Consider the following 21,933-nt stretch of genomic DNA (forward strand, 5'->3'; position numbering starts at 1 on the left):
TTCAAGCCCGCCGCCGTCGACAGATACCATGAGCGGGTATGCCGACAACGCCAAGGAGCCCCTTGCCCATGACCGTGATTCGCCAGGACGATCTGATCCAGAGCGTCGCCGATGCCCTGCAGTACATCTCCTATTACCACCCCAAGGACTTCATCGACGCCATGGCGGCAGCCTACGAACGGGAAGAGAATCCCGCCGCCAAGGACGCCATTGCCCAGATCCTGATCAACTCGCGAATGTGTGCCATGGGCCACCGTCCGATCTGCCAGGACACCGGCATCGTCACCGTGTTCGTGCATGTCGGCATGGATGTGCGCTTCGATGCCACCATGAGTCTCGACGACATGATCAACGAGGGCGTGCGGCGTGCCTATCAGCTGCCCGACAACGTGCTGCGTGCCTCGGTGCTGGCCGACCCCGATGGTGCCCGCAAGAACACCGGCGACAATACGCCAGCGGTGATCCACCACAAGCTGGTGCCCGGTAACACCGTCGAGGTGCATGTGGCGGCGAAGGGCGGCGGTAGTGAAGCGAAATCCAAGTTTGCCATGCTCAACCCCTCCGACAGCGTGGTCGACTGGGTCATGGAGCAGTTGCCGAAGATGGGCGCCGGCTGGTGCCCGCCGGGAATGCTGGGCATCGGCATCGGTGGCACCGCCGAGAAAGCCATGGAGATCGCCAAGGAAGCGCTGCTCGATCCCATCGACATCCAGGATCTGCAGGCCCGTGGAGCGTCCAATCGTGCCGAGGAGTTGCGATTGGAGCTTTTCGATCGCGTCAACAAGAGCGGCATCGGCGCCCAGGGCCTGGGCGGGTTGACCACGGTGCTCGATATCAAGGTCAAGGATTTCCCGACCCATGCCGCCAACAAGCCGGTGGCGATCATCCCCAACTGCGCGGCGACCCGCCATGCGCACTTCACTCTGGATGGCAGCGGCGCCGCCGCGCTGCCGGCGCCGAAGCTCGAAGATTGGCCTGAGATCACTCGCGAAGCGGGTGACAACGTCAAGCGCGTCAACCTGGATACCGTCACGCCGGCCGAAGTGCAGACATGGCAACCAGGCGACACCTTGCTGCTCAACGGCAAGTTGTTGACCGGCCGCGACGCGGCGCACAAGCGCATGGTCGACATGCTCGCCAAAGGCGAGCCGCTGCCAGTGGACATGCAGGGTCGCTTCATCTACTACGTTGGCCCGGTAGACCCGGTGCGCGACGAGGTGGTCGGCCCGGCTGGCCCGACCACCGCCACCCGCATGGACAAGTTCACCCGTACCATGCTCGAGGAAACCGGTCTGCTTGGCATGGTCGGCAAGGCCGAGCGTGGCGAGTCCGCCATCGAGGCGATCCGCGACAACAAGGCCGTCTACCTGATGGGGGTCGGCGGCTCGGCCTACCTGGTGGCCCAGGCCATCAAGAAATCACGGGTCGTGGGTTTCGAGGACCTGGGCATGGAGGCGATCTACGAGTTCGAGGTGGAAGACATGCCAGTGACCGTTGCCGTCGACAGCGCGGGCACCTCAGTGCATCAAACCGGTCCGGCCAAGTGGAAGGAGATCATCGCCGAGCGCGCATGATGTCATCTCCATAGTTGCCCTCACGACCTCGCCCACTGGCGGGGTCGTTTCGTATCACGGTATGCTGAACCAGGCATGAATTCTCAGGGAGCGAGCATGACGTCTTGGCTGATCGGGCTGGCGATTTTTCTGGTGCATTTCCTTGGCGTCGTTTCGGCGGTGTTGGCCTTGATGTCGAGCCGTACCTCTCAGGGTGCCATCGCCTGGATTCTCTCCCTGTTGCTGCTGCCCTATGTCGCGGTGCCCATTTACTGGGTCTTCGGCCGGCCGCGCTTCTATGGCTATGTGTCGGCACGTGGCGAGCGCGATACCGTGCTGCGCCGCGTGCTGGCCCGCTATCGCGAACATGTCACGCCGTATCTCGCTACGCCTGGTGACCCGGACGTGCGCGCGGTGGAGCGCCTAGCCCAGATGCCGATGACCGGCGGCAACCACGCCCAGCTTCTGGTCGACGGCGAGGCTACCTTCGAGAGCCTGTTCGCCGGCATCGATCGCGCCAAGGCATATATCCTCATCCAGTTCTTCATCGTCCGAGACGATTCCCTTGGCCACCAACTCAAGCACCACCTGCAGCGCGCCGCCAGCCGCGGCGTGCGGGTCTACTTTCTGTATGACGAGATCGGCAGTCACCAGCTCAACGAGGGATTCCTGCGCGACCTGAGCGATGGGGGGATCGAAGTCAGTGCCTTCCGCTCATCACGCGGCTTTCGTCACCGTTTCCAGTTGAACTTCCGTAACCATCGCAAGGTGCTGGTGGTGGATGGCCGAGAAGGGTGGCTGGGCGGTTTCAACGTCGGCGTGGAATATCTTGGCCAGCATCGCCGCCATGGTGCCTGGCGTGACACGCATCTCAAGCTCGATGGTCCCAGCGTACTGGGCCTGCAGGAAGCGTTCTGGGAGGACTGGCATTGGGCCACCGGCGAGGTCATCAATCTCGACTGGGAACCACACGTCACCTGCGAAGAGAACCAGAACGTGGTGATCGTGCCGTCCGGGCCTGCGGATCGCATCGATACCGCAAGTCTGCTCGTCCAGCACGCCATCCACAGTGCCCACGAACGCTTCTGGGTGACCAGCCCCTACTTCGTGCCGGATCAGGGTGTACAGGACGCGTTGCGACTGGCCGCCATGCGCGGCGTTGATGTACGCATCATGATTCCCGAACGCCCCGACCATCTGCTGGTGTTCCTGTCAGCGTTCTCGTTCCTGCCGGACATGCTCAGGGCAGGCGTAAAGGTCTACCGCTATCAGCCGGGCTTTCTGCACCAGAAGGTGATGTTGATTGATGACAGCGCCGCCAGTGTCGGCACCGTGAACCTCGATAATCGCTCATTTCGGCTCAACTTCGAGATCACCGCCATGTTGCCCGACCGGCATTTCGCCGCCCAGGTGAAGCAGATGCTCGACGAGGATTTCGCCGACTGCCGCCTGGTCAGCCTCGAGGAGATCACCGAGCGCGCGCTGTGGCGAAAGCTGGTGTCACGCGCCGCCTACCTGTTGTCGCCGGTCCAGTGATACATTATGCGCCATATTCATGGGTCGCATCGGCGCTGCCAGACGATGCGGCCCGGTACTACCTTGCGGCCGGATGGACCCGGCCGTTCACCTCTAGCGTTCGGGAGTCGCGGTGAACCTCGAGACCAAGTGGCTGGAAGACTTCGTTGCCCTGGCCAGTACCCGCAGTTTTTCCGCGTCGGCGCGTCAGCGCCATGTCACACAGCCCGCCTTTAGCCGGCGTATCCGCGCCCTGGAGCAGGCGGTGGGGGCCACTCTGGTGGACCGTTCCACCACGCCGGTGGATCTCACCCCGGAAGGGCAGTTGTTCCTGGTCACCGCGCGCAATCTCGTCGAACAACTCAATGAGAGCATCGGCCATCTGCGCGGCCTGGCAATGGCCAATGAGGCGCTGGATATCGTGGCTGCGCACTCCCTGGCGCTGAGTTTCTACCCGCCGTGGATCTCGCGGCTCCAGCAGGGACTCGGTGAGCTGCCGACCCGCCTGGTGGCAATGAATGTCGGCGAGGCGATCCATGTACTTCGCGAAGGCAACTGCGACCTTATGCTGGCCTACTACGACCCTTACGCCAGCATGCAACTCGACCCCGAGGTCTTCCCCTCATTCTCCATCGGCCAGGTCAAGATGGTGCCGGTAAGCCTGCCTGACGACGCCGGTAACGCCCGCTTTGCGCTCGAGAGTAAGGAGAGTCTGCCGTACCTGGCGTACACCCAAGGCGCCTTTCTCGGGCGAAGCGTGCGCATGCTGCTGAAGAACGACCCGCTGCGCCTGCGCCTGCGCACCGTCTACGAAACGGCCATGGCGGAAGGACTCAAGGGCATGGTGCTGCAGGGCATGGGCATGGCCTGGATTCCCGACTTCTGCATCCGCGAGGAACTGGCGGGAGGGCGACTGGTCCGCGCGGGTGGCGAGCAGTGGGATGTACCGCTGGAAATTCGCCTCTACCGTTGCTCGCTGGTCCACAAGCCCGGCGTCGAGAAGCTGTGGCGGCAGATGATGAAGTTACCGCGAGACTTTCTTCAGGCGTGATAATCCGGGACAGACCCCAATGTCGCTCATTTTCCAGAGCGCGGAGCTGGACCGGGAGGCAGTTGTTGCAAGACATGCAACAACTGCCGCAGCTGGCAAGACTTACCAGGTTGAATACTTCAACCGATAATCGGGGACAGACCCGCTCTCCGAAAGATCGTCGAGGTATGTCTGGACGCAGACAAGGAGACCGTCTGGCTCAACCAACGGCAGATGGCCGAACTGTTTGGCAAGGACGTTCAGACCGTCAACGAGCATGTCCAGAACGTTTATTCCGAGGGTGAACTGGAGAGTGAAGCAACGATCCGGGATTTCCGGATAGTTCGTCAGGAAGGCAGCCGGCAGGGGGAAATCGGAAAGTCGGGGAGAGACCCCAATTGAAAGAATGAGAGCTCGTTATGGTTTTTGGTCGTAATGCCCCCCGATGGCAAAGATGTAGACGTAGTGATCGTCAAATTTGTAAATCACACGATCTTTTTGGGAGATTCGACGTGACCAGAGACCTGAAAGGCTATGCTTTAGTTGCTCGGGCTTTCCCATGCCCATTGCTGGGTCGGCGCGGAGCATTTCTTTTAGCAACTTGCAAAGCGCTTTATGCAGTTTCTTGTCCTTTTCGCGGGGCTGCTCATAGGTAGCCCAGGTACTGCCCTCAAAGACGAGTGATCTCATGGATTTCCTCTTCCTTGGGGATATATCCATTGCCTTGGTTATGGGTGGCTGCGGATTCCGCCAACTGGCGCATCAAGCTGCAGTTCTGGAGAACATAGAGAGTTTCCTGCTCCCGCTCCCAGTCATCGGCGCTCTGGTGAAGCAATGCTTTCAGGTTGTCTCTGAATCGATTCACGCTGACAGAGTCCATAGGGCTTGCCTCAATGGTACGGTAAATCCGTACACTTTATCTGCTGAGCCATGACGCATCAATGGTCTTCGCAAAAGCGAGCTGTGGACAGACCGATGGCGTCTCATATTGACCATCGGCTTGACGATCTCCCGAGGGATTCCGGGAACCCGCCACCAGGCGACATCCGCTGGTGACCGGCAGGCAGACGTTGGCGGACCTAACCGCTGAAATCGGCGGGCAGCCCCAGGAAGTTCTGGATGATGAAGAAGTGATCCTCGAACAGGCTTTCCGGGTCCAGGTCGGCAAGCGCCACCCAGCGGGCGTGATCGCCGCCCTTGACCGGCTTGAGCTGGGGGAGTTGCTGGTCCGGGCGAAGCGCGAAGTAGAAGGCTTCGGCCAGGGTACGGCCACGCCAGCTGCGATGCGGTTCGTCGAACAACCGCTGGCCGCGCAACGAGCCCTTGAGTACCGGCTCCGGCACCTTGAGCCGGACCCGTTCACGCAACTCGCGCAGGCAGGCATCCAGCAATCGCTCATGGGGGTTGATGAACCCTCCCGGCAGGGCGAGCAGCCCCTTGCCGGGCGCTGCGGTGCGCCTGACCAGCAACACATGGCCTGACTGCACCACCACGGCGTTGACGGTGACGAAGATCGGCGGATAGGGCGCCTGGGCCCAGGCCGAGCGGTATTGATCGAGCAGTTGCTGCTCCTCGATCAATAGCCGGTACTTCTCGCCATGGCTGAATTCATGCACCGCGTCGAGAACACCGGGAGGCAGGTCATGTGCCGCACCGGTGCTCAGGTAATCGGCAGCCGAGGAAGCCGAGCGAAACAGCCGTTCCCGTATCTGGCTTGCCGAAATCCCTTCCACCAGTGGCACGCTCACCGATTCCCACTGGGGAAACAGCGTCAGGTAGTAGCTCGATTGGCCGCGACTGGCGCCAATCAACCCGATACGCGGCAGACGCGCGTGATGCGGCCTGGAGATATCGCGCACCTTGCGCTGCACATCGCGCACCCAGACGTCGTTGTTGTAGAGCGCATCCAGCAGCGGTACCACGGCGAGTCGCGCGTTATCGTCGTCATCAAAGGCGCTGCGCAACATCGACAGGCGTTCCTCGAAACGCCAGGGGTTGCGCAACGAGCATGCCTGCCAGGCCGAGCCGGTCAGCACGATCACTTGCCTTGCACGCTTCAGCGCCTCGTGGATCACCGCCAGATGGCCAAGGTGCGGCGGCTGGAAGCGACCAATGAACACCAGACAATCGAAGTCGAAATTCTCGTTGTCGTGTGGCTGGTCTGGGCTTGCGGTCATGGCAAATCCTGGAAGGCAGAGAGCGTCTGGGTGGGCGCGGCGCCCATTATGGGCAGCGTGGCATGACGGTGCAATGACCCCCCTGGCCGTATCGTCAACCATTGCCCATCAACCCGGGATGCGCGACGCCAAGCGATCACATGGCGTATCCTGAGGCCTTGGATATAGCGCAAACCCATGACGGATCAGGGACATGAGAGGGAGATCATGATCAAGCAACAACTGTTCTTCTGGTGGCGAGTGGTCCGGGGGGCCATCAAGCTCTGGCTGGAGCGCAATGCCTTCAGCTATGCCGGCTCCTTGGCCTTCTACACGCTGTTTTCGCTCGCGCCCACGGTGATTATCGCTGTCACGGTGATCGGCCTGGTGCTTGGCGAGGAAGCAGCCCAAGGGCAGATCGTGGCCCAACTACAAGGCACCATGGGTTCGGATGCGGCGGCGGCGATCGAAGGCGCCGTGGCGCAGTCGCGCATTCAGGAGTCAGGGGTACTGCCGACGCTGCTCGGTTTCGGTGCGTTGATGGTCGGTGCCACCACGGTCTTTGCGCAGATGCAGTTCTCGCTCAATACCATCTGGGGGGTCACCGCGCGGCCCAGCGCCAACAGTGCCCTGGTGTTCATCAAGAATCGGCTGCTGTCGCTGACGGTGGTGCTGTCGATCGGCTTTATCCTGCTGGTGTCGTTGGCGCTGGGCGTGATGGTGAGGGCCATGTTGAAAGCGGCCGACAATCTGTTGCCGTTCGTCGGCTTTCTGACCACCGGCGTGGAGTTTCTGGTGTCGCTTGTGTTGATAACGGCACTCTTCGCAACCATTTTCAAGGTATTACCCGATGTGGTGTTGAGTTGGAAGGATGTGCTGGTGGGCGCCATCGTCACCGCGTTGTTGTTCGCCGTGGGCCGCTCTGTGATCGCCATTTACCTGTCGCATACTGCCACGGCATCCACCTACGGTGCCGCTGGCTCGGTGGTGATGATCTTGCTGTGGGTCTACTACAGCTCGTTGATCCTGCTGCTGGGAGCCGCGTTCACGCGCTGTCACCTTGCCGAACGCGGCCGCCAGGTGATTCCACGCAACACCGCGGTGGTGGTGCGCCACGAATTGGTCGATCACTGACAGACCAGCGCTACTGTCGTTTGGCGTACAGTGGCGTTGGCGGGAAGGCGGTGACGGCTCGGCCGAGGCCTGCTACAACAACAGGCAGCGAGAGGCATCAAGACCAACCATGGCCGAGGAGGGCGACCCATGGACAAGTGCTGCGTGAAGGCAGTGGTCACCGGCAAGGTACAAGGGGTGTGGTTTCGTCGCGCCACCGAAGAGCAGGCCCTGACGCACGGTTTGACCGGGCATGCCAGGAACCTGCCCGATGGGCGTGTGGAGGTGCTGCTGTGTGGGCAGCGCGATGCCGTCAGCACAGTGAGCCAGTGGTTGTGGAAGGGTCCGCCCAACGCACGGGTCACGCATGTCGAACTGGAAGTGGTCGAGATGCATGACCCGGATCATTTCGTGGCCCGTTGAGTGTTTCCTAAAAGCTCGATTGGCCACTCAGGCCAGGGTGTCGGCGATCCAGTCGCTGACCGCCTGTCCATCGACACCCATGCACACCTCGACCAGCGGCGTGCGTGCCCAGCGCGATTCAATGAAGGCGCGTCCCTCGGGGGCGAAGATGGTCTGGCCTTCAGCATCGCCTGAGGTGGGCACGGTCAAGTGGCCGCGCCGGGTTTCGAACAGGTCCGGTCGCAGCAGCCAGGCCAGCGCACAGCTGTCATGAGGGCAGCAGCCATCGATGCCCAGCGCTTCTTGATAGAAGTCGCGATAGAAGGCGTAGCTGCCTGCCAGTATCCGGCCAAGCTCACCCTGTCCTGCCTCGATTCGCGCCATGTGGGCGGGTGTCAGCACGCAGCGGTGGGTCACATCTAGCCCCACCAGCACCAGCGGCCAGCCGGCGGTCAGCGTGCGTGCCGCGGCGTCCGGATCGTTGAACATGTTGGCCTCGGCCACTGGGCTGACATTACCGCCTTCACGGATCGACCCACCCATGATCACCACCTGCTTGACCTTCCCGGTGATCGACGGGTCCAGCTGCAACGCCGCTGCCAGATTGCCGAGGGGCCCCACGGCGACCAGCGTGACCTCGCCAGGGCGGGAATCGACGGTATCGACGATGAACTGCGCGGCACTGCGCGGGTCGGCCCTGCCCTTGACCGCAGGCAGCGGCATGTCGCCAAGACCGTTTGCGCCATGGATATGCGCCGGCGCCGGATGACGCGCCTTGACCATGGGCGCGGCGGCACCCTGGGCGACCGGGATGTCGCGTCCGGCCAGCTCCGAGAGCAGCAGGGCGTTGTGGGTGGCGGTTTCCACATCCACGTTGCCATAGGTGGTGGTCATGCCCAGCAGGTCGATGCCGGGATGACGCAGGGCAATCGCAATCGCCTGGGCATCGTCCACGCCCGGGTCGGTATCAAAGATGATCGGGTAGGTCACGGCCTGTTCTCCAGCAAGAGTCGGGGGAAAATCTGTCGGGGGGTGCGTCAGCGTTGTGTCAGGCCAGTCGCCAGGGCGTGCTCGACCTCATCGAGCAAGGGAATGCTCTCGCCAGCGCCTTGACGCTGCACGCCAAGGGCGGCGGCAGTGGCGCCGCGTTTCAGGCATTCGGCTACCGGAAGGCCAGCTTGCAACGCCGCCATGTAGTAACCAATAAAGGTATCACCCGCGGCGGTGGTATCGACCGGCACCACCGGCAGCGCGGGCTGATGCAGGCGCTGACCGGCATGCTGGTACCAGGCGCCTTCGCCGCCCAGCGTCAGCACCGTTTCGCAGTCAGGCAAGCGCGTGGCCAGGGCATCCAGCAGTGCCTCGGCACTGACGGAGGGATCCTGGCCAGTCAGTTGGGCCGCCTCGGTCCGGTTGACGAACAACAAGCGGCAGCGCTCCAGCGGCAGCGCCGGCACGGCCTCTGTCATCGGCGCCGGGTTGAAGGCGATCGCAAGACCCCGCTCGGCGGCCAGGGTGATGGCGTCGGCCAGGGCGTTGCATTCGTTCTGCAGCAACAGCCAGTCATCGCTGCCGGTCGCGGCGAATCGATCGGCGAGTTCATCGGTCTCGAAGCCATGGTTGGCCCCGGGAAACAGGATGATGGCATTCTCGCCATGGTCATCGACCTGGATGATCGCATGCCCGCTGGGCTCATCGACCAGCACCACCCCCGAGACATCCACGCCGGCCTCGGCCAGGGCATCGCGTGCCCAGGCATCCTGGTGGTTCAGGCGTCCCCAATGACAAAGCTCGCCACCGGCACGCGCCATGGCAAGCGACTGGTTGGCCCCCTTGCCGCCGAGGCCGACACGATAGTCGTGGCTTGAGATGGTTTCACCGGGCGTCACCAGGTGCGACACACGATAGAAGTGATCCAGGTTGATCGAACCCAGGTTGTGCAGCATGTTCAGTCCTCGTTGAACCTTGCTCTGTGGAATTGGCCGGTCGAAGCTTGCTCGTTGAAAATCGCCTATTGCGCCTTCCAGGCGGTAAGATTGTCGACGGTCAGGGTCACCACGCGCTGCCTCGCTTCCGGCGTGATCCAGGCATTGTGCGGGGTCACGATCAGGTTGAGTGGCTCAGCCAACGCCTCGATCAGCGCATGGCCATCGCGCGGCGGTTCCACCGGCAGTACATCGACACCAAGCCCACCCAGGCGTCCGTTGCGCAACGCCTCTAGCGCCGCGTGTTCATCGATGATACCTCCCCGGGCGCAGTTGATCAGCAAGGCACCGGGCTTCACGGTCGCCAGCAGCTTGGCGTCGACCAGGTGGTGTGTGGCGTCGCTCAACGGGCAATGCAGGCTGATCACATCGGCGTCATCCGCCAGTGCCGAGAGGCCAGGGCGGCTGTCGTTGGCTTCGTTTCCAGGGCGGGCGGCGAAGCTTACCCGCATGCCGAATGCCTCGGCGAGCTTGGCAACCTGCGACCCCAACACCCCTTGGCCGACGATCACCAGGTGCTTGCCTTCCAGCTGCAGGGTGCCGTGGTCCATCATGCAAAAAAACGCGCTTTCGCCCCAGCGCCCGGCGGCCACGTCGCGCTGGTAGAGCGGCAGGCGATTGGCCAGCGCAAGCGTAAGCATCAGGGTGTGCTGGGCGACACTGGCGGTACCATAGGCCGACACGTTCTTTACCATGATGCCCAGGCGCTCGGCGGCGGCCATGTCGATATTGTTGGTACCGGTGGCGAGCACACAGATCAGCCGCAATGCGGGCAGGGATTCGAGAGTCGCTGAATCAAGCACTACCTTGTTGACGATGCACACCTCGGCGCCCGCCAGACGCGCGGCGGCCTCGTCACGAATGCTGAGCTGATGAACATCGAGCTCATCAACACTGTCACGAATCGGGGTGAGGTCGATATCGTCACCCAGGCTTGCTGCATCGAGAATCACGGCTTTCATGGGAGTTCCTTGCGTTAAGCGGGGTCTTGATGCCTTGCCCGCACGGGGTGTGGGCACGCTATAATGTCGGGCTTTCAGTTAGCCATGTCAGTCGCTTTTGTCCAGCACAGAGTGTTGAATAGCGTAGCGAGTTGAATAGCGCTTGGGCCGGCCACATATTCGTCTTGCCATTTCGTCATGGCGTTCCGTCATGACAAGGGGGCGGATGCCCTGAGACGTCCTGATTCCGGGTAATGTTGTTTGCGGAGAGATAGAACCATGCCCATCTACGAATACGAGTGCAAGGCCTGCGGCCACCGTCTGGAGAAGCTTCAGAAGATCAGCGCCGACCCCTTGAAGGATTGTCCGGCCTGCGAGACAGCGGCGCTGTCTCGACTGATTTCCGCGGCGGGCTTCCGCCTGGCCGGTGGCGGCTGGTACGAGACCGATTTCAAGTCCGGCAGCAAGAAGAACCTGGCCGGTGACACCCAGGGCGGCACGGGTAATACAGGTGCCGACAAGCCCGGTTCCGACAAGGGCGGCTCTGAAAAGGCCAAGCCTGTAGCGGCCAGCAAGGATGGTGCGGCGGCCTAGACTCGCCCACCCAGGTGCCTTGTGGCGCCGAGTTTTTCGAATCATTTCTTTTTACGCAACAGAACAGGATATGCCATGCGCAGCCATTATTGCGGCCAGCTTAACGAGACCCTGGTGGACCAGACGGTCACCCTGTGCGGCTGGGTACATCGCCGCCGTGACCATGGTGGGGTGATCTTCCTCGACCTGCGTGATCGCGATGGCATCGCCCAGGTCGTGGTCGACCCCGACACCGCCGAGGCCTTCGCGAATGCCGACCGCGCGCGCAGCGAGTACGTGCTGCGCATCTCGGGCCGGGTTCGGCTGCGCCCGGAAGGTACCCAGAACGCCAACATGCCCACCGGCATGATCGAGGTACTGGCCAAGGAGGTGGAGGTGCTGAACACCGCCGCCACGCCGCCGTTCCAGCTCGACGAGCATGGCAAGGTGGGCGAGGAAGTGCGCCTCAAGCATCGCTATATCGATCTGCGCCGTCCCGAGATGATCGAGAAACTGCGGCTGCGCTCGCGAATTTCCCACAGCGTGCGCGCGTTCCTAGAGGGTCAGGGTTTTCTCGATATCGAAACGCCGATCCTGACTCGCGCCACCCCGGAGGGCGCCCGCGACTACCTGGTGCCAAGCCGCACCCACGCCGGCAACTTCTTTGCCTTACCGCAGTCGCCGCAGCTGTTCAAGCAGTTGCTGATGGTGGCCGGCTTCGATCGCTACTACCAGATCGCCAAGTGTTTCCGCGACGAGGACCTGCGCGCCGACCGCCAGCCGGAATTCACCCAGATCGACATCGAGGCCTCGTTCGTCGAGGAAGATGACATCATGGGCATCACCGAGGCCATGATCCGTCAGCTGTTCCATGAAGTGCTGGACGTCGAACTTGCCGAATTTCCGCGCATGACCTGGAACGAAGCAATGGACCGCTTCGGTTCCGACAAGCCGGACCTGCGCATTCCGCTAGAGCTCACCGATGTCGACGACCTGATGAAGCAGGTCGACTTCAAGGTCTTCTCCGGCCCGGCCAGTGCCGATGACGGGCGTGTCGCCGCGCTCAAGGTACCCGGTGGGGCCAAGCTCTCGCGCAAGGAGATCGACGAGTACACCAAGTTTGTCGGTATCTATGGCGCCAAGGGCCTGGCCTGGATCAAGGTCAACGACCGCGCCGCCGGCCTCGATGGACTGCAGTCACCGATCGTCAAGTTCATGGAGAACGTGATCGAGGAGCTTCTCGAGCGCGTCGATGCCAAGGACGGTGACATCATCTTCTTTGGTGCGGACAAGGCACGCATTGTCAATGAGGCAATCGGGGCGCTGCGGGTCAAGCTGGGCGAGGACCTCGACCTCTACACCCAGCAGTGGGCGCCGCTGTGGGTGGTCGACTTCCCGATGTTCGAAGCCGATGGCAACGGCCGCTTGAGCCCGCTGCACCATCCCTTTACCTCACCGTCGTGCAGTGCGGAAGCACTCAAGGCCAATCCGGTTGACGCGCTTTCGCGCGCCTACGACATGGTGCTGAATGGCACCGAGCTGGGTGGCGGCTCGATCCGTATTCACGACCAGCAGATGCAGAGCACCGTGTTCGAGATCCTCGGCATCGGCGAAGAAGAGGCACGCGAGAAGTTCGGTTTCCTGCTCGACGCTCTGCATTACGGCGCACCGCCCCATGGTGGTCTGGCCTTCGGCCTCGACCGACTGGTGATGCTGATGGCCGGTGCACGCACCATCCGTGAAGTGATCGCCTTTCCCAAGACCCAGAGCGCGGCTTGCCTGATGACCGATGCTCCTGGCGAGGTCTCGATCGAGCAGCTTCGCGAGCTGAATATCCGCCTGCGCCAGAAGGCCAAGGCGGAAGGTCAGGAGTGACTTTCCTGGCGTTTGCAGCACCGGGGCGCATCGCCTCGATGCCTGACCATGCCACCGGCGCCCGAGGGCGCCGGTGGTGGTTAGGTCTGTCGCGTGGCAAGTGTCGCTCCCCAGCGACGCCGGCAGCAGTGGCCTGGCCTGTCGCCTTGGTCCAGGTGGCCAGGACATGCTGATTCTTGGCATCGATCCCGGCTCGCGAATCACCGGCTATGGCGTGCTGGACGTGGCCATGCCGACGCCGCGCTACGTGGCGAGTGGCTGTATCCGTATTCAGGCCGATGAACTTGCCCAGAAACTGGCCCAGGTATATGCCGGCATCAGTGAACTCATCGCGGTACATCGGCCCGGCGAGTTCGCCATCGAGCAGGTGTTCATGTCGAAAAATGCCGACTCTGCCCTCAAGCTCGGCCAGGCCCGTGGCACGGCCATTGTCTGCGCCGCCAATCATGGGTTACCGGTCAGCGAATACGGACCCCGACAGATCAAGCAGGCGGTGACCGGCAGCGGCGCCGCGGACAAGGCCCAGGTACAGCACATGGTGACCGCCATACTGGGGCTTTCCGCCACTCCCCAGGCCGATGCGGCCGATGCGCTGGCCATCGCATTGACCCACGCCCATGCACGACGCGGCTTGATGACCTCGGGGAGCTTTGGAGGCCACAAAAGCCGACGCAAGGGCGGATCCTGGCGCGATTTCACGCCCTGAACCTGTCGCTTTACGGCGACGCAACTTATTATCGAACGCTGTTTCAAGGCAGGCTGGTCAGCCGCCCGGGCGACCAGTATAGTGACCACCATTCTGTCCTGTAGCGGCGACTCGACCAGCTATCATCCGGTCGGCCAAGGAATCGCAACACCAAGGGAAGCAAGCCCATGATTGGACGTTTGAGAGGCACCTTGCTCGACAAGCAGCCACCTTGGCTGGTGGTGGACGTGGCCGGCGTCGGCTACGAGCTCGAAGCGTCCATGAATACCCTGGTGGCGTTGCCTGGCACAGGCGAGCCGGTGACACTGCATACCCACTTGAGCGTGCGTGAGGACGCCCACTTGCTGTACGGCTTTGCCCGCGAACAGGAGAGGGCGTTGTTTCGAGCGTTGATCAAGGTCAATGGCGTCGGGCCCAAGCTGGCCCTGGCGATTCTGTCCGGCATGGATGAGGATGCCTTCATCCGCTGCGTGATGGATGACGACGTCAAGTCGCTGACTCGCCTGCCGGGGGTCGGCAAGAAGACCGCCGAGCGCCTGATCATCGAGATGCGTGACCGATTTCCCCATTGGCAGCCAGCCGGCGATACGCTGGAGGGCCTGGGCGGCGCCGCAGCGCCGTCAAGCGCTCCCGGCAAGGACCCGTTGGCCGATGCCGAGGCCGCACTGGTCACTCTTGGCTACAAGCCGGCCGAGGCAGCCAAGATGCTCTCGGGCCTCGAGGGTGAACCGACCACCGAAGCCATGATCAAGGCAGCGCTTAGCCGTCGCCTCAGTGGTTGAACAGCGGAGACATCCCGATGCTCGAGAATGATCGCCTGATTGCCGCCGAACCCCGCGAAGGGGAAGGTCGGGTCGATCATGCCATTCGCCCGCGTCGATTGGCCGAGTACATTGGCCAGCCCAGAGTGCGCGAACAGCTCGAGATCTTCATTGGTGCGGCCCGGGGGCGTGCCGAGAGCCTCGATCACACCCTGGTATTCGGGCCACCCGGGCTAGGCAAGACCACGCTTGCCAATATCATCGCCGAGGAGATGGGCGTCGGTATGAAGTCGACCTCCGGCCCGGTGCTGGAGCGCGCCGGTGACCTGGCGGCGATGCTCACCAACCTGCAACCGGGCGATGTGTTGTTCATCGACGAGATCCACCGGCTATCACCCGTGGTGGAGGAGATTCTCTACCCCGCCATGGAGGATTATCAGCTCGATATCGTCATCGGCGAAGGGCCGGCGGCGCGCTCCATCAAGCTCGACCTGCCGCCCTTCACGCTGGTTGGCGCCACCACTCGCGCCGGGCTTCTGACATCGCCACTGCGCGACCGCTTCGGGATCGTCCAGCGCCTGGAGTTCTACGGCATCGATGACCTCACCGAGATCGTCGTCCGTTCGGCCCGTCTGCTGGGTGTCGATGCCGACCGCGCCGGCGCCGTCGAAGTGGCTCGCCGCTCACGTGGTACGCCACGCATCGCCAATCGCCTGCTGCGCCGGGTGCGTGACTACGCCGAGGTGCGCGGCAATGGCCTGGTCGATTCCGGCACCGCCGATCGAGCCCTGGACATGCTGCATGTCGATCATCATGGCCTTGATCACATGGATCGCCGCCTGTTGCTGGCGATGATCGAAAAGTTCGACGGGGGACCGGTGGGGGTCGATTCACTGTCCGCCGCCATCGGTGAGGAGCGCGACACCATCGAGGATGTCATCGAGCCCTATCTGATCCAGCAAGGCTTGATGATGCGCACCGCGCGCGGACGCGTGGTGACGCGCCAGGCCTGGCAGCACTTTGGCCTGGCACCGGCGGCCGACGCCAGCGATGCGGCAGGGGAGACCCGGCCATGAGCGGTTTTCACCTGCCGGTCAGGGTCTACATCGAGGATACCGATGCGGGTGGTATCGTCTATTACGTGAACTACCTGAAGTTCATGGAACGCGCGCGCAGTGAATGGCTGCGCCACCAGGGCTTCACCCAGGCCGGGCTCTTTGCCGCCGGCATCCAACTGGTGGTGCACCGCCTCGAATGCCGCTATGCGCGTCCCGCGCGCCTCGATGATGCTCTCGAGGTCAGTGCCGACATCGTGTCCCATGGCCGTGCCCGACTGCAGTTCGCCCAGCGCGTCACCCGCGACGGGGAACCACTCTGCGAGGCGTCGGTCGACATCGCCTGTCTCGATGCCAAACGCCACAAGCCCGTTGCCTGGCCACCCGAACTGGCGGCCAGGCTGATTGCCCGACATCAACAGCAAGACACTCAACCGCACGTCTGACGAGGATGCCCGTGAACGACTCCATGTCCATACCCCACCTGATCATGAGCGCCAGTACCGTGGTGCAGCTGGTCATGCTGCTGCTCACGGTGGGTTCGATCCTGTCCTGGATCGTGATCTTCCAGCGCTCTTTCGTGTTACGCCGCGCGCGACGCGCCCACCAGGCCTTCGAGGAACGCTTCTGGTCGGGTGTCGACCTCAACGAACTCTACCGCGAGACGCCGGCCGAGCAGGAAACCCAAGGCGCCGAGCACCTGTTTCGTTCGGGGTTTCGCGAATTCAATCGCCTGCTACCCAAGACACGCAGCCCTCAGGCCATACTCGAGGGAGTCCAGCGCAGCATGCGCGTGGCGTGGTCTCGTGAGGAAGAACGCCTCAACATGCACCTGGTGTTCCTGGCCACCGTGGCCTCGGCCAGCCCCTACATCGGGCTGTTTGGCACCGTATGGGGCATCATGGGATCCTTCCAGTCGCTGTCCATGGCCCAGCAGGCAACGCTCTCCACGGTAGCGCCATGGATCGCCGAAGCCCTCATCGCCACCGCCATGGGCCTGTTCGCCGCGATTCCCGCCGTGATCTTCTACAACCGCTTGTCCTCGACCTCCGGCAGGCTGCTTGGCAAGTACGAGGATTTCGCCGAGGAATTCCACTCCATCCTGCACCGCAATCTGCAGGGCCGTGCCGAAACCGGCAACGCCTGAAGGAGGCCCGCTATGCATGGACCTTTCCATCGCGGTGGCGCCCGCAAGCCCATGGCCGAGATCAACGTCGTGCCGTTCATCGATGTGATGCTGGTATTGCTGGTGATCTTCATGATCACGGCACCGATGTTGACCCAGGGGGTTCAGGTCGACTTGCCGCAGGTGAGCTCCGAACCCATGGACTCAACGGACAATGACGAACCGGTTATCGTCTCGGTGGATCGCGACGGGCAGTACTTCATCTCGCTCGGTGACGAAGAGACCGCCGTCTCGCTCGATGAGGTTGCCGACCGGGTGATCATCCTGCTCGAACGTCGCCCTGGCACGCCCGTGATGGTGCGTGGCGACCGCAATGTCTCCTATGGCCAGGTAGTCAACCTGATGAGCACCTTGCAGATCGCCGGCGTCAGCAATGTCGGGTTGATCTCGGAACCACCGCCCAGCGACGGCTGAGGAGTCGAGATGGCCAGACATGAGTCACGGGTAGGCTACGGTCTGCCGACGATCCTTGCGGTGCTGATTCACGTGGCCGTCGTGATTGTCAGTGTGATCAGCCTGCCGGCCGACACCCCTGAGCCGACCTCCTCGTCGATCGTTCAGGCGACCCTGGTGAGTACCGAAACGGTCACCGATCAGGCACAGCGCGCCGAGGAAGCCCGTTCGCGTGCACAAGCCAGGGAAGCCGAGGAGCAGGCGCAACGCGACGCACAGGCCGAGGCAGCGCAGCGCGAGGCGCAAGAAGAGGCGGCACGCCAGGCCGAGCAGGAAGCCGCACGGGAACGGGAAGCGCGTGCGTTGCAGGAAGCGCGGGAGGCCGCCGAGGCGGAAGCCGAAAGACGCATCGCCGACGCTGAGGAGCAGGCGCGGGAGCGTGAGCAGCAGGAAGCCGAACGTCAGCGACAGGCTGAGGCCGAGGCGGAAGCGGAAGCCGAGCGCCAGCGACAGGCCGAGGCGGAAGCCGAGCGTCAGCGACAGGCTGAGGCTGAGGCGGAAGCCGAACGTCAGCGTCAGGCTGAGGCGGAAGCGGAAGCCGAGCGTCAGCGACAGGCCGAGGCGGAAGCGGAAGCCGAACGTCAGCGTCAGGCTGAGGCGGAAGCGGAAGCCGAGCGCCAGCGACAGGCCGAGGCGGAAGCGGAAGCCGAGCGCCAACGACAGGCCGAGGCGGAAGCGGAAGCCGAGCGCCAGCGTCAGGCCGAGGAGGAAGCGGAAGCCGAGCGCCAACGACAGGCCGAGGCGGAAGCGGAAGCCGAGCGCCAGCGTCAGGCCGAGGAGGAGGCTCGCCGGGCTGCCGAGGCGGCGGAAGCCGAAGCCGAGATTCAACGCATCCTGGAGGGCGAACGTGAGGCTGCCGCCAATGCTCGTCAAGGTCAGGAAGCGGCCAATAATTTCATTACGCTGGTACGACGGGCTGTGGAGCAGGCCTGGGCGATTCCGCCCAATGTGCCCGAAGGTGCTTCCACCGAGATCAATGTGCGGCTGGGGCCCTCCGGGGAGCTGTTCAGCGCCAATATCGTTCAGGGCAGCGGCAATAGCGCCTTCGACCGTTCAGCGGTTCAGGCTGTCGAGGCCGCTGCGCCGTTTGCCGAATTGCGACAGTTGCCAGCGGCAGTACAACGGGACTACCGTCAATTCAATCTGCGATTCAGACCGGGAGATGTACGCTGATGAAAGCCCTGATGAGTGCCTGGCTGACCGCCATGCTGCTGCTGATGAGCAGCGTGGCTCACGCCAACCTGACCATCGAGATCACCCGTGGCAGTGACCGTGCAACGCCAATCGCCGTGGTGCCGTTCGCGGGTGGTGACGAACTCCCCGAGGATGTCGCCCAGGTGATCCACGACAACCTCGAACGCAGTGGCTATTTCGACCCACTGCCGCGTCGCCAGATGTTCGACCAACCAAGCACAAGCGACGACGTACGCTTCGACGACTGGCGTACTCTGGATGTTCGTTACCTGGTGGTCGGCAATGCCAGTCAGGACGGTGATGGCTATCGACTCCAGTTCGAGCTGATGGATGTGTCCGGTGAGCGTCGTATGCTGGGCGAGGTCGTCACCGCCGGTAATGGTGAATTGCGTAGCGCTGCCCACTACATCAGCGATCAAATCTTTGAAGCCATCACTGACATTCGCGGGGCTTTCTCGACGCGTATCGCCTATGTCACCGCCAATGGGGTGGGTGACGACATGCAGTTCGCGCTCTACGTGGCCGATGCCGATGGACGCAACAGCGAGCAGATACTGAGCTCGCGCGAACCGATCCTGTCACCGGCATGGTCACCGGATGGCGGCAAACTTGCCTATGTCTCCTTCGAAACCGAGCGCCCGGCGATCTACATTCAGGACATTGGCAGCGGCCAGCGCGTGAGGGCCACCTCGTTCGAGGGCATCAACGGCGCGCCGGCCTGGTCACCCGATGGTCGGCGGCTGGCCATGTCATTATCCAAGGATGGGCAGCCGGAGATCTACGTGATGGATATCGCGGCTCGCGACTTCCAGCGCATCACCAACAACTCCGCCATCGATACCGAGCCCTCCTTCTCGCCTGATGGTCGTAGCCTGCTGTTCACCTCAGACCGCAGTGGTGGCCCGCAGATCTATCGACATGACATGGCCAGCGGTGAGCAGGAGCGCATGACCTATACCGGCAACTACAATGCGCGCGGGCGCTTTGCACCGGATGGTGAATCGATCTTCCTGATCCATCGTTCGGACCGTGGATATCAGGTCGCCAGACAGGATCTCGAGACTGACCGGCTGATCGTGCTGAGCGACTCGGGTGCCGCTGAATCTCCCAGTGTTGCGCCCAACGGGACCATGGTAATCTTCGCCACCCAGCATGGTAATAGCGGGGTGTTGGGGGCCGTCACGGCCGATGGACGCGCGTCCTTCCGCTTGCCCTCGGCTCAAGGTGACGTGCGCGAACCCGCGTGGTCACCGTTCATGAATTGAAAGGAGTAACACGATGCAACTCAAGCGCGGTCTCAAGCGCGGTCTCAAGCCCTATGCCAGAACCCTGGCGGTCGCACTGTCCCTGGCCTTCGTGGCTGGTTGTTCCAGCAGTGGTGGCACCCAGGATGGTTCAATGGATGGCAGCCGGGATGGTGCGGGCACCGGCACCGCGGGCTCCAGCCAGGTGGGTGGTTCAGGTATCGGAACCGGTAGCGAGCGTGCCGGCCAGCAGGCCGATGGCCGCATCCCCGAGCAGCGTACAATCTACTTCGAGTACGACAGCGACCGCATCCGTAGCGAGTTCGAGCCGGTTCTGACCGCGCATGCCCGCTACCTGAGCAGCAACGGCAATGCTCGCGTGGTGCTCCAGGGGCATACCGATGAACGAGGCACGCGCGAGTACAACATGGCCCTGAGCGAGCGGCGCGCACGTTCCGTGGAGCGCTTTCTGTCCGTGCAGGGGGTCTCCCCCTCGCAGGTCGAGGTGGTAGGCTATGGCGAAGAGCGTCCGGCCGCACGTGGCCAGAGTGAAGATGCCTACGCCCAGAACCGCCGGGTCGTCTTCGCCTACTGAGACATGCCCACAGGTCGATGGAGATACGCATGCAACACGGTCTGAGAAGACTGTGCGGCGCGGGAGCCCTGGTGCTCCCGCTGTCCGTATGGCTACCCGCAATGGCGCAGCAACCGCTGGTCGAGGATCTCACCAGCCAGCCGCGTTCGTTCTACCAGCAGACAGAAACCCGTGAGGAAGCGGGTGGCAGTCTGGTGCTGTTCAACCAGGTCCAGGAGCACCAGGAGGAGCTACGCCAGTTGCGTGGACAGGTCGAGGAGTTGCGTCATCAACTCGAGCAACTGCGTCGCCAGACCCGCCAGCAATACATGGATATCGAGGACCGGTTGGCCGCGAGTTCGGCCGATGTCGGCATCGATGCACCTAGCCAGGTGGATGATCAGGCCGCACGCCAGGTTGCCGAGGCCTCGTCGCCAAGCGGTGCCAGCGCCGATGCCCAGGCCGCTTACCAGGCTGCCTTCGCCCACGTGCAGGCGCGTGAGTTCGACCGGGCGATCGACGCCTTCAACAGCTTCGTGGGTGACCATCCCGACAATAACCTGACCGCCAATGCCCATTACTGGCTGGGTGAGTTGCATGCCGCCGAGGGTAACCTCGACGAAGCCGACGCCGCGTTTCGCACCGTACTGGACGACTTCTCCGGCAGCAGCAAGGTTCCCGATGCGCTCTACAAGCTAGGTCTGCTTAAGGCGCGCCAGGGTCAACCCGGCGAAAGTCGCGAACTGCTCGAACGGGTCAGGGACGAGTACCCGGATAGTAGCGCGGCAGGATTGGCCAACGACTTCCTGCGCCAGTCGGGCAACTGACCCCCAAGGAGTCTCCATGACCGCAACGATTGACTGCAAGATCGATTACCAGGCGCCGGCCGATTTGCTCAAGGGACGCAATATCCTGGTCACGGGAGCGGGGTCAGGCATCGGCCGCGCTGCGGCGCTTAGCTACGCTCGCCATGGTGCCACGGTGATCCTGCTGGGTCGCACCACCGCCAAGCTTGAGAAGGTCTACGATGAAATCGAAGCTGCGGGAGGGCCTCAGCCGGCGATCTTCCCGCTGAACTTCGAAGGTGCCGTGCTCAAGGATTTCCACGACATGGCCGAGACCCTGGACAAGGAGTTCGGTCGGCTGGATGGCCTGTTGCACAATGCCGGCCTGCTTGGGCGAATCACGCCATTCGAGCAGTACAATCCGGAACTGTGGGAACAGGTGATGCAGGTCAACATCAATGGCCCGATCTGGATGACCCAGGCGCTGTTGCCATTGCTCAAGTACTCGGCGGATTCATCGGTGATCTTCACATCATCGAGCGTGGGCCGGGTGGGGCGCGCCTACTGGGGCGCCTATTCGGTGTCGAAGTTCGCTACCGAAGGCTTCGTCGAGGTACTGGCCGATGAGCTCGAACATCTCGGCAATATCCGCGTCAACAGCCTGAACCCGGGTGCCACGCGCACACAGATGCGCAAGACCGCCTATCCGGCGGAAGATGTCTCGACCCTGCGCACGCCAGAAGACATCATGCCCACCTACCTGTGGCTGATGGGGCCTGACAGTCGAGGCCATAATGGCGGGAAGTTCGACGCCCAGCCAGCGAAAGCCTGA

The 21,933-nt window shown here is 62.8% G+C and carries 24 protein-coding genes; 18 read left to right on the forward strand and 6 right to left on the reverse strand.

The genetic code is table 11. The features are described from left to right. Positions 1 to 68: 68 nt before the first annotated feature. From C6V82_RS06720 to C6V82_RS06730, 3 genes are all read left to right on the forward strand, one after another. Complete coding sequence (locus C6V82_RS06720; protein ID WP_102586532.1) at positions 69 to 1,574, forward strand: fumarate hydratase; 1,506 nt, start codon at positions 69 to 71, stop codon at positions 1,572 to 1,574. 96 nt (positions 1,575 to 1,670) lie between these two features. Continuing rightward, positions 1,671 to 3,089 carry a cardiolipin synthase gene (gene cls / locus C6V82_RS06725; RefSeq protein WP_102586531.1) on the forward strand — a complete coding sequence of 473 codons (1,419 nt, stop codon included), beginning with the start codon at positions 1,671 to 1,673 and terminating at the stop codon, positions 3,087 to 3,089. A 112-nt stretch (positions 3,090 to 3,201) separates the two neighbouring features. Beyond that, a complete protein-coding gene (locus C6V82_RS06730; RefSeq protein WP_102586530.1) occupies positions 3,202 to 4,119 on the forward strand; it encodes a LysR substrate-binding domain-containing protein in 918 nt (305 codons plus the stop codon). Between the two features lie 396 nt (positions 4,120 to 4,515). On the opposite strand, the gene C6V82_RS06745 is transcribed toward C6V82_RS06730, so the two are convergent. From C6V82_RS06745 to C6V82_RS06755, 3 genes are all read right to left on the reverse strand, one after another. Then, positions 4,516 to 4,788: a Txe/YoeB family addiction module toxin gene (locus tag C6V82_RS06745; protein ID WP_102586528.1), complete on the reverse strand. Its 273-nt coding sequence runs from the start codon at positions 4,786 to 4,788 to the stop codon at positions 4,516 to 4,518. Continuing rightward, positions 4,769 to 4,963, reverse strand: a complete 195-nt coding sequence (locus C6V82_RS06750) for a prevent-host-death protein (RefSeq protein WP_229843000.1) — start codon at positions 4,961 to 4,963, stop codon at positions 4,769 to 4,771. Before C6V82_RS06750 ends, C6V82_RS06745 begins: the two co-directional genes overlap by 20 nt. Before the next feature lie 214 nt (positions 4,964 to 5,177). Next, positions 5,178 to 6,275, reverse strand: coding sequence for a bifunctional nicotinamide-nucleotide adenylyltransferase/Nudix hydroxylase (locus C6V82_RS06755; RefSeq protein ID WP_102586526.1), 1,098 nt, complete (start codon positions 6,273 to 6,275; stop codon positions 5,178 to 5,180). Between the two features lie 207 nt (positions 6,276 to 6,482). Here C6V82_RS06755 and C6V82_RS06760 point away from each other — a divergent pair, with 207 nt between their 5' ends. Further along, complete coding sequence (locus tag C6V82_RS06760) at positions 6,483 to 7,388, forward strand: YihY/virulence factor BrkB family protein (protein ID WP_102586525.1); 906 nt, start codon at positions 6,483 to 6,485, stop codon at positions 7,386 to 7,388. Between the two features lie 129 nt (positions 7,389 to 7,517). Then, entirely contained in the window at positions 7,518 to 7,790 is a 273-nt protein-coding gene (locus C6V82_RS06765; RefSeq protein WP_102586524.1) for an acylphosphatase, read from the forward strand. A gap of 27 nt (positions 7,791 to 7,817) precedes the next feature. Here the strand turns inward: C6V82_RS06765 and C6V82_RS06770 are convergent, their stop codons facing one another. From C6V82_RS06770 to C6V82_RS06780, 3 genes are all read right to left on the reverse strand, one after another. Beyond that, positions 7,818 to 8,759: a nucleoside hydrolase gene (locus C6V82_RS06770; protein WP_102586523.1), complete on the reverse strand. Its 942-nt coding sequence runs from the start codon at positions 8,757 to 8,759 to the stop codon at positions 7,818 to 7,820. Between the two features lie 47 nt (positions 8,760 to 8,806). After that, a complete protein-coding gene (locus C6V82_RS06775; RefSeq protein WP_102586522.1) occupies positions 8,807 to 9,715 on the reverse strand; it encodes a ribokinase in 909 nt (302 codons plus the stop codon). Positions 9,716 to 9,780: 65 nt separating this feature from the next. Further along, complete coding sequence (locus tag C6V82_RS06780) at positions 9,781 to 10,716, reverse strand: D-2-hydroxyacid dehydrogenase (protein ID WP_102586521.1); 936 nt, start codon at positions 10,714 to 10,716, stop codon at positions 9,781 to 9,783. 258 nt (positions 10,717 to 10,974) lie between these two features. Between C6V82_RS06780 and C6V82_RS06785 the strand changes: the two genes are divergently transcribed. The 13 genes from C6V82_RS06785 to C6V82_RS06845 all read left to right on the forward strand — a co-directional run bounded on the left by C6V82_RS06785 (position 10,975) and on the right by C6V82_RS06845 (position 21,933). After that, positions 10,975 to 11,289 (forward strand): FmdB family zinc ribbon protein, encoded by a 315-nt coding sequence (locus tag C6V82_RS06785; RefSeq protein WP_102586520.1) that lies wholly within the window; start codon positions 10,975 to 10,977, stop codon positions 11,287 to 11,289. Positions 11,290 to 11,364: 75 nt separating this feature from the next. Beyond that, complete coding sequence (gene aspS, locus C6V82_RS06790) at positions 11,365 to 13,143, forward strand: aspartate--tRNA ligase (RefSeq protein WP_102586519.1); 1,779 nt, start codon at positions 11,365 to 11,367, stop codon at positions 13,141 to 13,143. Positions 13,144 to 13,309: 166 nt separating this feature from the next. Beyond that, positions 13,310 to 13,849 (forward strand): crossover junction endodeoxyribonuclease RuvC, encoded by a 540-nt coding sequence (ruvC, locus tag C6V82_RS06795; protein WP_102586518.1) that lies wholly within the window; start codon positions 13,310 to 13,312, stop codon positions 13,847 to 13,849. Between the two features lie 167 nt (positions 13,850 to 14,016). Beyond that, a complete protein-coding gene (gene ruvA, locus C6V82_RS06800) occupies positions 14,017 to 14,631 on the forward strand; it encodes a Holliday junction branch migration protein RuvA (RefSeq protein ID WP_102586517.1) in 615 nt (204 codons plus the stop codon). Positions 14,632 to 14,648: 17 nt separating this feature from the next. Further along, on the forward strand, positions 14,649 to 15,686 hold the full coding sequence (gene ruvB / locus C6V82_RS06805) for a Holliday junction branch migration DNA helicase RuvB (RefSeq protein ID WP_102586516.1): 1,038 nt from the start codon (positions 14,649 to 14,651) through the stop codon (positions 15,684 to 15,686). Continuing rightward, positions 15,683 to 16,111 (forward strand): tol-pal system-associated acyl-CoA thioesterase, encoded by a 429-nt coding sequence (gene ybgC, locus C6V82_RS06810; RefSeq protein WP_102586515.1) that lies wholly within the window; start codon positions 15,683 to 15,685, stop codon positions 16,109 to 16,111. Before ruvB ends, ybgC begins: the two co-directional genes overlap by 4 nt. Before the next feature lie 11 nt (positions 16,112 to 16,122). Further along, positions 16,123 to 16,812, forward strand: coding sequence for a protein TolQ (tolQ, locus tag C6V82_RS06815; RefSeq protein ID WP_102586514.1), 690 nt, complete (start codon positions 16,123 to 16,125; stop codon positions 16,810 to 16,812). Positions 16,813 to 16,824: 12 nt separating this feature from the next. Next, positions 16,825 to 17,265, forward strand: a complete 441-nt coding sequence (gene tolR / locus C6V82_RS06820) for a protein TolR (RefSeq protein ID WP_102586513.1) — start codon at positions 16,825 to 16,827, stop codon at positions 17,263 to 17,265. Between the two features lie 9 nt (positions 17,266 to 17,274). Further along, the gene (tolA, locus tag C6V82_RS06825; RefSeq protein ID WP_107164725.1) at positions 17,275 to 18,477 is read left to right on the forward strand and encodes a cell envelope integrity protein TolA; all 1,203 of its coding nucleotides are present in this window, start codon (positions 17,275 to 17,277) and stop codon (positions 18,475 to 18,477) included. Next, complete coding sequence (gene tolB, locus C6V82_RS06830; protein ID WP_102589032.1) at positions 18,477 to 19,763, forward strand: Tol-Pal system beta propeller repeat protein TolB; 1,287 nt, start codon at positions 18,477 to 18,479, stop codon at positions 19,761 to 19,763. Before tolA ends, tolB begins: the two co-directional genes overlap by 1 nt. 13 nt (positions 19,764 to 19,776) lie before the next feature. Next, complete coding sequence (gene pal / locus C6V82_RS06835) at positions 19,777 to 20,337, forward strand: peptidoglycan-associated lipoprotein Pal (protein WP_102589031.1); 561 nt, start codon at positions 19,777 to 19,779, stop codon at positions 20,335 to 20,337. A 29-nt stretch (positions 20,338 to 20,366) separates the two neighbouring features. Beyond that, positions 20,367 to 21,143: a tol-pal system protein YbgF gene (gene ybgF / locus C6V82_RS06840; RefSeq protein ID WP_102589030.1), complete on the forward strand. Its 777-nt coding sequence runs from the start codon at positions 20,367 to 20,369 to the stop codon at positions 21,141 to 21,143. A 28-nt stretch (positions 21,144 to 21,171) separates the two neighbouring features. Further along, positions 21,172 to 21,933: a YciK family oxidoreductase gene (locus C6V82_RS06845; RefSeq protein ID WP_102589040.1), complete on the forward strand. Its 762-nt coding sequence runs from the start codon at positions 21,172 to 21,174 to the stop codon at positions 21,931 to 21,933.

The organism is Halomonas urumqiensis (assembly GCF_003028575.1).
GTDB lineage: Bacteria > Pseudomonadota > Gammaproteobacteria > Pseudomonadales > Halomonadaceae > Halomonas > Halomonas urumqiensis.